Origin of the sequence: Pseudoalteromonas sp. S2755, assembly GCF_005886535.1 — a bacterium.
GTDB lineage: Bacteria > Pseudomonadota > Gammaproteobacteria > Enterobacterales > Alteromonadaceae > Pseudoalteromonas.
The window spans coordinates 14,290-30,195 of the sequence record NZ_PNDS01000008.1; the positions used below are offsets into that span (position 1 = coordinate 14,290).

Sequence of the window (15,906 nt, forward strand, 5' to 3'; positions counted from 1 at the left end):
ATCGATCTTTTAAAATAAAGTAAGGTTTCTTATGGATATCATTGCATCCTACGGCACAGTATTGGTTTTAATTGCCGCAGCAGTTGGTTTCTTTATGGCTTATGGTATTGGCGCAAACGATGTTGCCAATGCTATGGGTACTTCGGTAGGTTCAAAAGCACTTACCATCAAACAAGCAATTATTATTGCTATGATCTTCGAATTCGCTGGTGCTTATCTTGCTGGTGGTGAGGTAACATCAACGATCCGAAAAGGGATCATAGATTCTACTCCTTTCATCGATATTCCTGAACTGATGATATTGGGAATGATCTCTGCACTTTTTGCTGCGGGTAGCTGGTTATTGATGGCCTCAATGTTAGGTTGGCCTGTATCTACAACGCACTCAATCATAGGTGCAATCATTGGTTTTGCGCTAGTTGCTGTAGGCAGTGAAGCAATCCAATGGGGTAAAGTTGCAGGCATAGTTGGTAGTTGGATTGTCACTCCTGCAATCTCTGGTTTTATTGCTTACCTCATCTTTATGAGCGCCCAAAAGCTCATTTTCGATACCAGTAAGCCACTAGAAAATGCCAAACGCTTTGTGCCTATTTATATGGGTCTAGCGGGCTTTGTTATGTCTTTGGTTACAATCAAGAAAGGCCTTAAGCATATTGGTATCAAGCTCGGCACATTCGAAGGTTTTGCCCTCGCTATCGGTATCGCTATTATCATTGCTATTATCGGTAAGATTGCGATAGCTAAGCTGAAAATGGATCCCAATGCAGACAAGCAAATGCAGTTCAATAATGTTGAAAAAGTATTCGCTATCCTTATGGTACTAACAGCATGTTGTATGGCATTCGCACATGGTTCGAATGACGTTGCTAACGCAATTGGCCCATTAGCTGCTGTGGTAAACATTGTTGAAAACGACGGTGAAATTGCTAAGAAAGCGGCCCTAGCTTGGTGGATCTTACCACTAGGTGGTTTAGGTATTGTTGCGGGTCTTGCGATCCTTGGTAAGAAAGTTATCAAGACTATCGGTGAAGGCATCACGCATCTTACTCCTAGCCGTGGTTTCGCAGCTGAACTTGCTGCTGCTTCCACAGTAGTAATCGCATCAGGCACAGGCCTCCCAATCTCTACAACTCAAACCTTAGTTGGTGCGGTATTGGGTGTGGGTATGGCACGTGGTATTGCGGCATTAAACATGGGTGTTATCCGTAACATCGTAGTTTCTTGGGTAATTACATTGCCAGTTGGTGCTGCCCTTGCTATTGTTATATTCTATATTTTGAGATTAGTGTTCGGCGTATAAAAATAAACCGCACATTTTCAAAAAGACAGACTTTTAGCTTGAAAAGATCTCAACACCTTTGGTGTTGGGGTCTTTTTATTTGTGCTGTTGAAAATTAAGAGTAAAGCTTGTGACGAATTTACCTAGTATCAAACAACTACAATACCTTCTTGCGGTGCATCAGCACCAACATTTTGGTCGAGCAGCGGAAGCATGCTTTATTGGTCAATCGACGCTAAGTAGCGCGATACAAAACCTTGAAGAGACATTAGGATGTCAGCTAATTGAACGCGAAAATCGCAGCCTAATGTTTACCGATATTGGTGAGGAAGTGGTTGAGCGAGCGCGGAAAATTATCGACGACACCATGAGCGTTAAAGAGCTCACTAAAAGCTATAAAAATCCATTGTCTGGCAAGTTAACGTTAGGGATCATTCCCACCATTGCGAGTTTTATTGCCGCGCCACTTTATCAGGCGTGCAAAAAGGAGTTTGCAGCGCTTAATTTGGTACTGGTTGAAGATACCAGTGATAACTTACTGGATAAGTTAGAGCATGGGCATATTGATATGGCCATGCTAGCGCTGCCATATAGAACCGATAAGTTTCATACACAGGTACTAGCAAAAGATCACTTTAGTTTGGTTCGCCATACGGAGTACAGCGTACCAGAGCCGATAGAGGACTTTAACCTGTTACCTGAGCAAAGTGTATTTTTACTCGAAAAAGAGCATTGTATGACGGGGCATGCGCTTAGTGCTTGTCACCTGAACCGTAGCGCGTGCATCAATCCATTTGAGGCGGCAAATCTACATACTTTATTAAGTATGGTGGAATATAAAAATGGCGTGACGTTTTTACCTCAAATGGCGATCAATGCGGGGATTTTGGAAGGTAAGCCTTTAGTGGCTATGCCACCACAAGATCATGCATATCGTGAGATTGGCTTGATTTGGCGTCGTACTACTGGGCGGATCAGAGATTTTAGACTGTTTAGCGACTTTGTTGGTGGCTACATCAGTGGCCAATGTCAGTCGCAATAATGATGACGAAGCACCGTAACGGTGCTTTTTTTTCAAAAAAATTTCCCGTCTGAGCAACTTTTTTTGCGCCCGCTACGATTAATAGTTAGTGAGAAGATTGGATGAGTGAACTGCGTGTTTTTTAATAGCGAAAAACAATTAATAAAAAGAGCACTGCAAGGTAATCAAGGAGCATGGTCAAAGCTTTGCGCCCAGCATCATAGTCGTGTTTATAACCAATGTTTGAGGCTGGTTGGTAATCCGCAAGACGCGCTAGATATTGCTCAAGATGTATTTTTAAGTATGTATCGAAATCTGCATACCTTTAATGGTGATGCTAAGTTCTCGACTTGGGTATTTAAAATCACCCATGCAAGGATTGTGGATCACATGCGAAAACATAAGTTTGAATCGATTGAAGGTAAAGAACCTGAGACGCCGCAACACGGACCTGACAGCAAAATAGCGCAACAACAAAGTAATGAAGAGATATATATCGCGCTGAAACAACTACCATTTGAGCAGCGCATTGTCGTGGAGCTAAAGTTTTTCCAGCATTACACCTTTGATGAAATTGCGCTGCAGCTTGAATTATCAAGTAATACGGTGAAGGCTAGGCTATACAGTGCGTTAGGTAAGATGAAAGGGCAACTAGAGGTGCAAAATCATGGCTAAATTAGCACACTTATTTGAGCAGTGGTTAGATGGCAAAGTGCTGTCTGAGGCAGAGTTGGCCGAACTTCAGGCAGATAGTGAATATGGAGAATTGATGAGTGCTGCCACTACTTGGCAACAGCGTGCCGCTAGATTCGAAGAGCAAGCGCCACCCTCGCAGCTCACTTTGCAGCACCAAACTCGCGCTTGGCCTGTGGCTGCCGTTGCTGCTTGGCTGGTTGTTGGGCTCGGTGTATCAGGACTTTGGCTACAGAACTTAGGCTTGCATCAACAGTTGAGTGTTCAACAAACACAACTGGCACAGCAGCAAAGCGCTATGCAGGCTATGCTTGCAAAACTTGATGAGACTAAGCCAATAGATCAAGCTACGCTTGCCAAGTTAGCAACGCAAGTGGTTGAACAAAATCGCAAAGAGCGCAGTTTGGCGATGAATAATCTCGTTGATCTGATCCAAGCACAAAGAGCGCAAGACCAAGCCCTACTTAGGCTGCAATTGAATGAATTGGCAGAGCAAGTAGAGCAAACACCGACACAAAATTTAGCACAGTATCGAGGTAAACCATGAAGTTAATTCCACTTTGTTTTGGCGCTGTTGCAGCCATTGCTACAAGCTTTGCTCAGGCCCAAGTTGTTGATGAAGCGCTAAAGCGTGAGGTTGCTATTTTTGAGCGGGTATTAATGAGTGCACTGCAGCATGACACACAAGATCAAGTTCGTAGTGTTTCTGGCTATTATTTAAAAGACCAGGGAGTTGTGTTTGAACTGGCATTAAAGCGCCGGCACCGTTTAGAGTGGATCTCTCATATCGACAATCTCGATGATGTGGCTGCAATAGGGGAGTTTGAACTGCCGGAATTTGATATGGACATCGCGGAGATCGAGATTTCACAGCCGATAGCTGAAGCTTTTTCTCAAGCTTATTCGGATGCTGCTGAGAAAGTGAGAGCAGGAGCCGAGAAAGTCCGCGAAGCCGTAGAGCAAGAAAGAGAGAATAGAATTCAATTGAGGGAGCTTGAACGCCAAAAAGCGGAGCTGGAGTTTGCGAAAAGGCACGAAAGTGATGATCAAGTAAAAGAATTTACCGAGTCATTGAGAGAAGTTGAAAAGCGCATAGAAAAGCTTTCACTTAAGGATTCGGAATTAAAGGACCTGAAAGATAAGCTGAAAGCGAGCCTTGAGGCTTCTCGGGTCAAACGCGCGAAAGAGAAAGCGGAAAAGCAGCAGGCGCTTGAAAAAATGCTAGTAACCAGCTTAGCCCGAAGTTTATGCGACTATGGTGCGGGTTTAAGAAGTTTGCCTAGAAATGAGCATGTAAGCTTTATTTACAGTGAGCTTAGTAATCCAAACAATAAACAGGTATTTGTTTATCCAAAATCCTTGGTGCAGCAATGTGTTAAAGGTGAGAAAACGGCTAAGGAGCTAGCCGAGACAGTAACTAGCTATCGCTTTTAGTTAATCTAAGCTTGGGGTAAAAGTGTTTCTTTGAGGTTAGGGGCGCAAAGTGATAACACAAAAAACAGCATGATTACATGCTGTTTTATTTATAAAGGAACTACACTCGCTTGTATTAAGCCTGCTCTATATTTTTTGCAGTAGTTAAATTTGGTAAAAAGAGTAAGTAAACCCAAACCACTAGATTAAAGTAGGGTAGCAAACCGAGCCCTGTGAACAATTTTACCGGATATCCTTTAGTGTTGGCATAGCGGTAACATTGATAAGCGATGAGCAAGTTTGCAAGTAGTAAAAACAGTGATAATGACAGCATAATTTACCCCTTGAAGTCCATAGCAAGATGTAACTCAATCCTTTGAATGTCTATAAAATTAAGGTGTTACCTTAAAATTTGATGACATTTTAAACTGGTATCTTTAATTATAGTGGACTTTGCAAGAAGTAAAAGTGACCTTTAGTATAAAAATGTTACTACGCTGTTTTTAGAGATAAAATAGTTTTTGCACTGCTCGCTAGTTGTTCAATAGGGAGTGGTCTCGAGATAAAGTAACCTTGACCATAGTCAACACCTATTTCCTTAAGTTTTTGAAATATCTCTTTGTTCTCGACATATTCAGCAACTGAACACTTATCTAATGAGTGACTAATATCGTTTACAGCTTTGACCAGCGCCAGATCAATAGGGTCGTTGAGCATGTCCCGAACAAAGGAGCCATCTATTTTAACATGCTGTGCAGGTAGCTGTTTTAGGTAGCTAAAAGTGCTGAAGCCTGTCCCGAAATCATCAATAGCGAAATGACAGCCAAGATCGTTCAGGTTTTTGATCATCGTCTGCGTTGCGTTAAGATTGTTAATACTGGCAGACTCAGTGATTTCGAAAATAACGCGATTAGCTGAAACTTGATGTTCCTTTAAGCAAGCTTGGATGTGGGGCTGTAGTCGTTCATCTAAAAATGAATGAGCGGATAAGTTAATTGCCACTTGGCTCAGGAGTTCGTGTTCCGCCAATGCTTTAATTGCTGTTCTGATCACGCATTGATCCATCAAAAATGTATCATTAAGCAGCTCTAATGCAGGAATAAACTGATTTGGGTAAATTGTCTCACCGTTGATCTTTAATCTAAGCAGTGCTTCGTAATAGGCTATTTGTTGTTTTTTGAAATCCCAGATTGGTTGATAGTGGAGTTCTATGCTGTCGTTCTGAAGCGCTTGCCTAACACTATGGCCCCATTCTAAACCGGTTTGCAGGGTCTGGTTTTGTTCATCTTCTTTGTTATAACAATGAACCAAGTTGCGACCGAGATTCTTGGCAATATAAAGGGCTATGTCTGCTTGTTTCAAACACTCGCTGGGATCCGCATTTTCATTGGTTATTTGCGTTAATCCGATAGAACAACTGAGAGAGTATGCATTATCTTCAAAGTGAAATTTATGTTCTTCGATAGCCATGCAAATGCTTTCAGCACACATATGCGCATCGAGTAAATTGGTGTGCTTGAGCAGTACAGCAAATTCGTCTCCACCAATACGGAAAGTGAGATGCTCTTCACCTATTTTGTCACCAAACAACTCAGATACTTCTTTGAGTACGATATCTCCTTGCTGATGACCTTTACTGTCATTGATGATCTTAAAGTGATCTAAGTCGATGTAAATTAGCGCATGCTCTATCTCTTCTGCTGATTTTACTTCATTGCAAAGCTGATTTAATTGCTGGTCAAAATAGTAGCGGTTGTGTAAGCCGGTAAGCGTATCATGCAGTGCTAAGTGTCTGAGCTGTAGTTCAGCTTGCTTGCGCTCGTGAATGTTATCGAGTGTTGCAGTTATTGCGACCGAACTTGAGGTATTCTTGATAAGTTGCAGGCGACACTCGACCCATACTAGATGTCCAGCTTTATGGCAGAGCTGTAGCTCGACTTGCGCATGTTGCCTTATCCCACTTTGAATTTCTCGAATGACCTTGTTGAAAGTTACCAGTTCATCTTTGGCAATATAGTTGCTGAGTTGGGTATTAAGGCTCGACTTAATACCAAATCCCGAGAGATATTCCCATGCTGGATTTATAAAGCGGATCGCGCCTTCCAAATCCAATTCAACGACTACAGTTCTAAGGTGTAGCAAGATCCTTTGGTGCGCAGAAAACAAATCTTTATAGCGACTCTCACTGCGACTGAGTTGCTCGACTTTATTGGCAAACTCAGCATAGCTCACCATAAAATCTTCTCGCCGCGCCGCATGGTCGCATACTTTGCTTAAAAAGGGCATATCGTATGGCGCTCGAACAAAGTCGGTAACACCTAATAATAATAGTTGTTCGGCATGGTCGGCATCGCGCTTGTCAATAATGGTTACAATGGCTTGGCTTGGACGATGTTTGAGAATACTTTCGACTAAGCTTTCTGCTGAACCTGACAAGTTAGATGTAGTGTCCATTAAAACAATAGCGTAGTGATCTTGTAGAAATAGTGATAAAGCGCTGGCCGCCGAGCTTACATGGGTGCAAACAAAATTGTGCGATAAGTGCTCACATATTTTTTGTGCACGTTGTTGGTTGGGCTCTAACAAGAGCAAGTTGAGGCGGCTGCTTTTGTCTAAATGCGTTGACAATACATTGGCCAAAATTTGCGGCAACATGTCTTGACGTTCAAATGGCAGCACGGCATCGATACTGTAGCTACGTGCGGTGGTTTCGGCTATTCGTTCACAATAAGTCGGTGGAATAAGTACGATAGGGGTGTTTTTGGGGGTTGCCAGCAGACCTGAGCGGATCATGCGAGAGAATCGCCAACCGTCAATTTTGCCAACATCCAAACCGGTGATCACTAAATCTACTGCTTGGGTCTTCAGTAAGCTTAGCGCATCTTGAGAGTCGGACTTGGCAATGATAGTAAAGACATCTAATGCACTAAGAGTTTTAGTCAAGGTTTGACGCTCGTGAGCACTGGCGTTAACAATGAGCAACGTTAGTTGTCTAGACACAATAAAAAAACCTCACCAGATACTGCGACACAATCATTGGGCTTATCTTAAAGTTAGCAAATCGCACTTAACCGCTGCTTGATAATAATCAAACAGTGACACGAACGTTGCTCGGAAATCATAGCCGATAGCGATAAGTTATTGTTTAAACGTAAAGAATAAAGAACGCACTAAACAAAGGTGCACACCGCACAAAATTTTACATGGTGATTACCGTTTTAGACTCGCTAGGTTAAAGGTATTTACGCAAGGTTACAAGCACTTGATTTCGCTAAAACACCGCACTAGACTTGGCGAACTTTTAGAAATGAGGCCTTTCCATGCGCGTAGCAGACTTTAGTTTTGATCTTCCTGATGAGTTGATTGCCAGACACCCAATGAAGGAACGCTCTAGCAGTCGTCTTCTTACCTTAAATGGCAATAGTGGTGAAATAGAACACAAAGTATTTAGAGATATTTTGGCACTCATAAATCCAGAAGACTTAATCATCTTTAATAACACTAAAGTTATTCCTGCTCGTATGTTTGGTCAAAAAGCCAGTGGTGGAAAACTCGAAGTACTGGTTGAGCGCGTTGTAGATGAGCGTACTGTGCTTGCTCACGTAAGAGCGAGTAAGTCGCCAAAACCTGGTACTAAAATTGAACTTGAAGGCCAAGCAACCGCAGAAATGGTTCAGCGCCACGGTGAATTATTTGAGCTGAGATTCGAGGGCGAAGAAAATGTATTGGCTGTTTTAGATAAAATTGGCCACATGCCTTTACCTCCTTATATCGACAGGCCGGATGATGAAGCAGATAAAGAGCGTTATCAGACTGTTTATGGTGAGAAACCAGGCGCAGTCGCCGCACCTACTGCCGGATTGCACTTTGATGATGAATTGATGGCCAAGCTAAAAGACAAAGGTGTTGAGATGGCTTTTGTTACTTTGCACGTGGGCGCAGGCACGTTTCAGCCGGTGCGAGTCGATTCGGTAGAAGAGCATGTTATGCACTCAGAATATATCGAGGTCTCAGCAGAAGTCGTGGAGGCAATTAAAGCGGCTAAAGCCAGAGGGGGACGGGTGATCGCTGTGGGTACTACGTCAGTGCGCTCACTTGAGTCTGCCGCTAAAGCAAATGGCGGTGAAATTGCTCCGCTTTACGGCGATACCGATATTTTTATTTATCCGGGCTACCGTTTTAACGTGGTCGACGCAATGGTGACTAATTTTCACTTACCAGAATCAACGCTAATTATGTTAGTGAGTGCGTTTGCAGGGCAACAGCATATTATGAAGGCCTACCAAACCGCAATTGAGCAAAAATACCGCTTTTTTAGTTACGGTGATGCGATGTTCTTGCAAAAGCAAGATAAGTAACTCACGCCATACAACTATTTAAATGCCCAGTATTGCTGGGCATTTTGCGTTTTATAGCTGTAAAGTTACACGCTCGATATGGACTTTGTGTTTTTTATCCCAATATTAGAATTGCGCTAGTAATCTTGGTAGAATCGGAAGATCACTGCCCTAAGCATTGGCTTAGCACGTTTTTTAGTCAAAGTTGGACTGTTTTTCCGACAACGAGGTAATAATGAAATTTGAATTAGATAGCAAACAGGGTAAGGCTCGCCGAGGTCGCTTGATTTTTGACCGTGGTGTGGTAGAAACGCCTGCATTTATGCCTGTTGGTACTTACGGCACAGTAAAAGGCATGACCCCTGATGAGCTCAAAGAAACGGGCGCACATATCTGTCTAGGGAATACCTTCCACTTGATGCTAAGACCAGGCACTGAGATCATCAAACAGCATGGCGATTTGCATGATTTTATGAATTGGGATAAGCCGATTTTGACCGATTCAGGCGGTTTCCAAGTATTTAGTCTTGGTGCGATGCGTAAAATTTCGGAAGAAGGTGTATTGTTCAAATCACCAGTTAATGGTGAGAAAATCATGTTGTCTCCAGAAAAAGCGATGGAAGTACAGCGCGATTTAGGGTCAGATATTGTCATGATTTTTGACGAATGTACGCCGTATCCAGCGACAGAAAAAGAAGCAAAAGACTCGATGGAGCTAAGCTTACGTTGGGCCAAGCGCTCTAAAGAAGCACACGGTGACAACCCTTCTGCGCTATTCGGTATTATTCAGGGTGGTATGTACCCAGAGCTTCGTGCCGAGTCGCAAAAGGGCTTAGAAGAAATCGGCTTTGACGGTTATGCACTCGGTGGTTTATCGGTTGGTGAGCCAAAAGAAGACATGATCAATATTCTTGACCAATGCGCGTATAAAATGCCGGAAAACAAGCCACGCTATTTGATGGGCGTTGGGAAACCAGAAGATTTGGTTGAAGCGGTGCGTCGTGGTATCGACATGTTTGACTGCGTAATGCCAACGCGTAACGCTCGTAATGGTCACTTGTTTGTGACTGGCGGCGTGGTAAAAATTCGCAATGCAGCACACAAAACAGATACCAGTCCACTAGATGCGGAGTGTGATTGCCATACTTGTAAGAATTACTCTCGAGCGTACTTACATCACTTAGATAAGTGTAATGAAATTCTAGGCGCTCGGCTCAATACCATCCATAACTTACGTTATTATCAACGTTTGATGGAAGGAATGAGAAACGCCTTATCTGAAGGTACATTTGATGAATTTGTCGAAGACTTTTATGCGCGCCGTGGCATTGCGGTGCCAGAGTTGGCTTGACAGAAAATAATTAATTTATAAACGAGGAAGTGAAATGAGCTTTTTTATCTCAAACGCGCATGCTAGCACTGCAGCGGCAGCTCCTGCTGGTGGTGGCATGGAAATGCTAATCATGTTAGGTATTTTTGGTTTGGTATTTTATTTTTTAATTTACCGTCCACAAGCTAAGCGTGTTAAAGAACATAAAGACCTAATGGGTGCATTAGGTAAGGGTGACGAAGTACTAACTCAAGGTGGACTTGTGGGTAAAATCACAAAAGTTGCTGATGATAAAGACTTTGTTGTAATCGCACTAAACGATCAAACTGAAGTGACAGTGCAAAAGTCAGCGGTTTCAGCTGTGTTACCTAAAGGTACAATGAAATCTCTATAAGAATAACAATAAAGGGATAGCCCAGTGTTAAACAAGTTTCCAATGTGGAAGTACTTACTTGTTCTCGCTGTGTTGGCTATCGGTATTCTTTATGCCACACCTAACTTGTATGGCCGCGATCCGGCCATACAAGTATCTGGCACAAAAGGTGCTGATGCGACGCTCAGTGTATTAGATCAAGTTAACGAAACCCTACAAAAGAACGACCTTGCCGTGAAATCTTCTGTGTTAGAAGACGGCCAAATCCTTGTTCGTTTTAAAAATGTTGAAGATCAGCTTAAAGCACAAGATATTTTGCGTAATAGCTTAAGCGACGATTACATTTCAGCAATCAATATGTCTCCAGCACAACCTGAGTGGTTAAAAGACTTAGGTGCAAACCCAATGAAGCTCGGTCTAGATTTAAGTGGTGGTGTTCACTTCACTATGGAAGTGGATATGGTCACGGCGATGGACAATGCACTTGAGCAAATGGAGCAAGATTTCAAGAGCGATTTACGTGAAGAGAAATTGCGTTATCGTTCGGTGCGTCGTGTCTCTAATAGTGAACGTGTACAAGTAACGATGCGTTCGGAAGAAGATAAAGATGCGGCGATGAGCTTTTTGAGAAAGCGTTACCCAGGTAACGATTTCATCAATGATAGTAGCGACAGCCTCGCTTTCTTTTCAAGCCTTAGCGATCTTAAATATAAAGAGCTGCGTGAATACGCTATCAAGCAAAACGAAACCATTATTCGTAACCGTATTAACCAACTTGGTGTTGCCGAACCCAATGTTCAACGTCAAGGCGGCGAGCGTATAATTGTTCAACTTCCAGGGGTTCAGGACACGGCTCGGGCAAAAGAAATTCTAGGTGCCACTGCGACACTTGAGTTCCGTGAAGTAGATGAAAATGCTGACGTACGTGCCGCGGCACAAGGCCGCACTCCCCCAGGCACTGAAGTGATCCCACATAAAGATGGGTATCCTGTCGTGCTTAAAAAGCGTGTTATTCTTGAAGGTACGCATATCACAGGTGCGCAGTCTGGTATGGATGAATATCAGCGCCCTCAGGTGAATATCAAACTTGATAGCAAAGGTGGGGCAAAAATGAATGCCTTTACTAAACGCGCTATCGGTAAACGTATGGCGACGGTTTTCATTGAGTACAAGCCATCAGGCAAGAAAGATGAAAACGGCAAAGCGTTACCCCCAATCAAAGTGGAAGAAGTGATTAACGTTGCAACGATTCAAGCACGTTTAAATAGCTCTTTCCGTATTACCGGAATTGATAGTCCAGCAGAAGCGCATAATTTAAGCTTGCTACTACGTGCAGGGGCATTGGTGGCGCCAATTCAAATCGTTGAAGAGCGTACTGTGGGACCAAGCCTTGGTCAGGAGAACATTGAAGCTGGTATGACAGCGGTTGTCCTTGGTTTTGCTTTTGTTCTTGCCTTTATGTTGCTGTACTACAAAGGCTTTGGTCTGGTAGCAAACCTAGCCCTTGCGGCTAACCTCATCATGATTGTAGGTGTGATGTCGATGATCCCAGGTGCTACACTGACGCTGCCTGGTATTGCCGGTATCGTGTTAACAGTTGGTATGGCTGTTGATGCAAACGTACTTATTTTTGAACGTATTCGTGAAGAAATTGCGGAAGGGCGCAGTCCACAGCAAGCCGTTCATCATGGCTACGACAGTGCATTTAGTACGATTTTTGATGCTAACATCACGACCCTAATTGCAGCAGTGATCCTTTTCTCTGTCGGTACGGGCCCAATTGCAGGCTTCGCGGTAACCTTAGCTATCGGTATCATTACTTCAATGTTTACAGCGATTGTTGGTACACGTGCGGTTATTAATGCCATTATCGGTGGCAGACGTATCACTAAGCTATCAATCTAGGAGACGGGCATGCAATTATTAAACTTAAAAAGCACTATCCGTTTTATGTCAGCAAGAAAGCTCTCAATGGCTTTCTCGGCATTGTTGATCTTGGCTTCAATCGCCTCGTTCATGGTAAAAGGGCTAAACTTTGGTTTGGACTTTACCGGTGGTACGGCAGTTGAAGTTGGGTTTTCACAGCCTGCAGACTTAGCAAAGGTACGTAGTGTATTAGCCGAAAATGGTTTCGCTGATGCTTCTGTACAGCTTTTTGGCTCGAGCCAGGAAGTACTCGTACGACTCGCACCACGCGGAGATGATGTGAAAGCAGAGGTGTTGGGTAACCAACTCATTGCAGCGCTTAAACAAGCGGATGAAAGCGTAATTATGCGTCGCATTGAATTCGTAGGCCCGAGTGTCGGTGAAGATCTCAAGGAGCAGGGCGGTTTGGCGATGTTAACTGCGCTTATTTGTATCTTGATCTACGTTGCTTTTCGATTTGAATGGCGTTTTGCTGTAGGTGCTGTTGCAGCGTTATTTCACGATGTTGTGCTGACTATGGGGTTGTTCTCAATCTTAGGTCTTGAATTTGACTTAACGATTTTGGCGGCAATATTGGCGGTGATCGGTTACTCACTCAACGATACTATCGTTGTGTCCGACCGGATTCGTGAAAACTTCCGCAAAGTACGCATTGACGACACCCTAGAGATCATCAATATTTCACTGACCCAAACGCTTAACCGTACATTAGTGACTTCAATCACGACTATTTTAGTATTAGTTGCGTTATTCGTATGGGGTGGTCAAACCATACATGGTTTTGCAACGGCATTATTATTCGGTGTGTTTATCGGTACCTACTCTTCTGTTTACGTTGCAAGCTCTGTTGCAGTGGCAATGGGTGTCAGCAAAGAAGATTTGATCCCGGTAGAAGTTGAAAAAGAAGGTGCAGATCTAGACGCTATGCCTTAATCACTGAAATCGTTGTGATAATCGAAAGCGGCTTTTTGGCCGCTTTTTTGTTGCTTGTAAAACGTCATTTTATTGTTTCTAAAATATTACATTACTATATAATGATAATCGTTATCAATAAAGGAGATACTTATGTACAAATTTGTGATGGCGGTTGGTGCACTGACATTAATGACCGCATGTTCTAAGCAACCTGAATTAGAACAACGCACAGAATCTGCTCCCACAGAAGCAACCTCATCTTTAGCACAATATAAAGCGCAAGCGGAGGCTTTACTTGCGGATATTCGCATAGAAAAGGATTCTGCAGCACTTGAAGCTCAATCCGCCGGCCTCGTGACTCTTTCTAGAACTTTGCTTAATGAGTTTGTGGCCAAGTATCCTCAGTGTCAGACTTATCTAGATGCCTTGGATAAAGCCGCCGATATCATTCCTACCTTACCACTTGAAGAGATTGAAACGGGTTATCACGCAGATGGCAAATTACCCAAGTTTGATGACCCTGTTTGCTACCATGCCAAAGATTTATTAGTACATCCAGCAACTGTTCAAGCGATTGCGATGAAAGGGTTTAGTGGCGCTGAAGACTATAAGAGTGCAGAGATGGAAATTGTGGAAGTGATTGCACACTTTGATCAGGTAGAACGAGCGCTGAAGTAAGGGGTTGAAAATCATTCAATTGTAAATTGGGTACATTTCACCCGATTGACATATATCTGTCATACTCTGTTGCTACCGTGCGCGATTATACTTTTACAGTGAGTTTAATACTGTGGATCCTTCGCGCACGTTAGTACTTAATACAATAATAAAAGAAAAAGCTGTATTTACTCTGTTTCAGCCTATCTACAATCTTGCGAAACGCCAAATCTTAGGGTTTGAAGCATTAAGCCGTGGTATGTCCGGCTCACTGTTGGAATCACCAGACAAACTTTTTGCGATTGCGAGTAAGCTGGAGCGTTTGTCAGAACTGGAGATTATCTGTCGTGAAGCCGCTATTAAGCAGTTCGTCTCACTCAACCTTCCCGGTAAGTTATTTTTAAACGTTAGTCCAAAAGCGTTACTTGATCCGAGTCACCCAAAGGGTGAAACCAGACACCTCACAGAAATGTATGGGCTCGATCCCAAGCGTGTCGTCATTGAAGTGACAGAGCAAGACAAAGTAGATGATGCAAATCTGCTACTAACTACAATTACCCATTATCGTGAACTTGGATTTCACATTGCGATTGATGATTTGGGAGCGGGTTACTCCGGTCTCAAAAAGTGGTCGGAGTTATGCCCTGACTACGTCAAAGTCGACAGATATTTTATTGACCATTGTGACCAAAGTGTAGTGAAACGCGAGTTTTTAAAGTCCATTATCGAGCTTGCCAAAGCCACCGGTACTCAAGTAATTGCCGAGGGAATTGAGCGAATTGAAGAGCTAAAGCTTATTGAACAACTCGGTATAGTAATTGCGCAGGGTTTTTTACTTGCCAAGCCAACTCGCAAACCTCCCACAGAACTCGCACTGTTTAAAACTTTACACACGGAATCCAAAACAACCTTCAATCAATTTGAGTCGTCGATGGCAATCGGTTGGCTTGCCAAAGAGGCCAATGCTATCCATGAATGTACGCAATGCATCGATGCTCATCGGTTGTTTGAACAAGATCGTAAGCTTACCAGCCTTGCAGTGGTCAATGATGCTAGAGAGCCCGTGGGGCTGCTACATAGAGATCAATTGACTGAGGTCTTTGCTGCACCATATGGTCATGCACTTTTCGATAAAAAATCAGTAATTAAATTGATGGATAAACAGCCGTTAGTGGTGGATGAGCAGCAAGAACTTGATACGGTGAGTAAGCAAATAACGGAACACGAATTTGATATTCGACGCCATATCATCATTACGAGAGATAGTCGTTATCTTGGTTTAGCGCCCTTGAGAGACATACTCAAGCACATCACTGAAGAAAAAATTCGTCATGCTCAACATGCCAATCCATTAACTATGTTGCCGGGTAATGTCGCGATAAATGAAGCAATAGAGCAAAGGTTACGTTCACATCATGACTTTTCTCTTGCATATATCGATCTTAATCATTTTAAACAGTTTAATGATTTGTATGGTTATGCCAGTGGCGATAGCGTGATTAAGCTACTTGCCGAGGTGACTGTTGATGTGTGTGCACAGAGCTCTAGCTTTGTTGGGCATATCGGGGGCGACGACTTTATGGTGGTGTTCGATAACAATGATGCAGAAGTATTGTGCCATGAGATCATTTCTCAGTTTGAGCTTAAATCAAAAGCTTTTTTTACGCCCGAGCATGTTAGCGCTGGCGGTTATTGGGCCACAAATCGTGAAGGGCAAAAGCAGTTTGTACCTTTACTCACTTTATCGATTGGTTTAGTGAGGCCTGATTTACAACACTGTATTAATTCGCATCAAGTTGCAGCTTTAGCAACAGATGCTAAAAAAGAAGCAAAGCGCTATCGTAATAGCTATTTATTTGTATGTAACCGTCGCAAGCCTACTGTATCGACTGTACGATTGGAAAATGCAGGTTGACTATATTTTTAATTACGCAATAGTAATAGCAATCCGTAAAAATACTC

14 protein-coding genes are annotated in these 15,906 nt (G+C 43.0%); 12 read left to right on the forward strand and 2 right to left on the reverse strand.

Annotation, left to right across the window (positions count from 1 at the left end):
* Positions 1–31: 31 nt before the first annotated feature.
* The 5 genes from CWC03_RS01840 (at position 32) to CWC03_RS01860 (ending at position 4,427) form a co-directional block, all read left to right on the forward strand.
* Positions 32–1,300 (forward strand): inorganic phosphate transporter, encoded by a 1,269-nt coding sequence (locus tag CWC03_RS01840; RefSeq protein WP_138580353.1) that lies wholly within the window; start codon positions 32–34, stop codon positions 1,298–1,300.
* A 109-nt stretch (positions 1,301–1,409) separates the two neighbouring features.
* Complete coding sequence (locus tag CWC03_RS01845; RefSeq protein WP_039492743.1) at positions 1,410–2,321, forward strand: hydrogen peroxide-inducible genes activator; 912 nt, start codon at positions 1,410–1,412, stop codon at positions 2,319–2,321.
* Between the two features lie 114 nt (positions 2,322–2,435).
* Positions 2,436–2,975 (forward strand): RNA polymerase sigma factor, encoded by a 540-nt coding sequence (locus CWC03_RS01850; RefSeq protein WP_039492741.1) that lies wholly within the window; start codon positions 2,436–2,438, stop codon positions 2,973–2,975.
* Complete coding sequence (locus CWC03_RS01855) at positions 2,968–3,540, forward strand: hypothetical protein (RefSeq protein ID WP_138580354.1); 573 nt, start codon at positions 2,968–2,970, stop codon at positions 3,538–3,540. Before CWC03_RS01850 ends, CWC03_RS01855 begins: the two co-directional genes overlap by 8 nt.
* Complete coding sequence (locus CWC03_RS01860) at positions 3,537–4,427, forward strand: hypothetical protein (RefSeq protein ID WP_045990383.1); 891 nt, start codon at positions 3,537–3,539, stop codon at positions 4,425–4,427. The genes CWC03_RS01855 and CWC03_RS01860 overlap by 4 nt, the downstream gene beginning before the upstream one ends.
* 115 nt (positions 4,428–4,542) lie before the next feature.
* On the opposite strand, the gene CWC03_RS01865 is transcribed toward CWC03_RS01860, so the two are convergent.
* Together CWC03_RS01865 and CWC03_RS01870 are read right to left on the reverse strand one after the other, a co-directional pair.
* Positions 4,543–4,740 (reverse strand): hypothetical protein, encoded by a 198-nt coding sequence (locus CWC03_RS01865; RefSeq protein WP_010607165.1) that lies wholly within the window; start codon positions 4,738–4,740, stop codon positions 4,543–4,545.
* A gap of 158 nt (positions 4,741–4,898) precedes the next feature.
* Entirely contained in the window at positions 4,899–7,406 is a 2,508-nt protein-coding gene (locus tag CWC03_RS01870) for a two-component system response regulator (protein WP_138580355.1), read from the reverse strand.
* Between the two features lie 320 nt (positions 7,407–7,726).
* Here CWC03_RS01870 and queA point away from each other — a divergent pair, with 320 nt between their 5' ends.
* The 7 genes from queA to CWC03_RS01905 all read left to right on the forward strand — a co-directional run bounded on the left by queA (position 7,727) and on the right by CWC03_RS01905 (position 15,859).
* On the forward strand, positions 7,727–8,764 hold the full coding sequence (gene queA / locus CWC03_RS01875; protein WP_138580356.1) for a tRNA preQ1(34) S-adenosylmethionine ribosyltransferase-isomerase QueA: 1,038 nt from the start codon (positions 7,727–7,729) through the stop codon (positions 8,762–8,764).
* Positions 8,765–8,978: 214 nt separating this feature from the next.
* Positions 8,979–10,094: a tRNA guanosine(34) transglycosylase Tgt gene (gene tgt / locus CWC03_RS01880; protein WP_138580357.1), complete on the forward strand. Its 1,116-nt coding sequence runs from the start codon at positions 8,979–8,981 to the stop codon at positions 10,092–10,094.
* Positions 10,095–10,128: 34 nt separating this feature from the next.
* Complete coding sequence (gene yajC / locus CWC03_RS01885) at positions 10,129–10,467, forward strand: preprotein translocase subunit YajC (RefSeq protein WP_010374166.1); 339 nt, start codon at positions 10,129–10,131, stop codon at positions 10,465–10,467.
* A gap of 24 nt (positions 10,468–10,491) precedes the next feature.
* The gene (secD, locus tag CWC03_RS01890; protein ID WP_138580358.1) at positions 10,492–12,351 is read left to right on the forward strand and encodes a protein translocase subunit SecD; all 1,860 of its coding nucleotides are present in this window, start codon (positions 10,492–10,494) and stop codon (positions 12,349–12,351) included.
* Positions 12,352–12,360: 9 nt separating this feature from the next.
* Positions 12,361–13,305: a protein translocase subunit SecF gene (secF, locus tag CWC03_RS01895; RefSeq protein WP_128727688.1), complete on the forward strand. Its 945-nt coding sequence runs from the start codon at positions 12,361–12,363 to the stop codon at positions 13,303–13,305.
* 132 nt (positions 13,306–13,437) lie between these two features.
* Positions 13,438–13,965 carry a hypothetical protein gene (locus CWC03_RS01900; RefSeq protein WP_138580359.1) on the forward strand — a complete coding sequence of 176 codons (528 nt, stop codon included), beginning with the start codon at positions 13,438–13,440 and terminating at the stop codon, positions 13,963–13,965.
* A 112-nt stretch (positions 13,966–14,077) separates the two neighbouring features.
* Positions 14,078–15,859: a bifunctional diguanylate cyclase/phosphodiesterase gene (locus CWC03_RS01905; protein ID WP_138580360.1), complete on the forward strand. Its 1,782-nt coding sequence runs from the start codon at positions 14,078–14,080 to the stop codon at positions 15,857–15,859.
* The last annotated feature ends 47 nt before the right edge of the window (positions 15,860–15,906 follow it).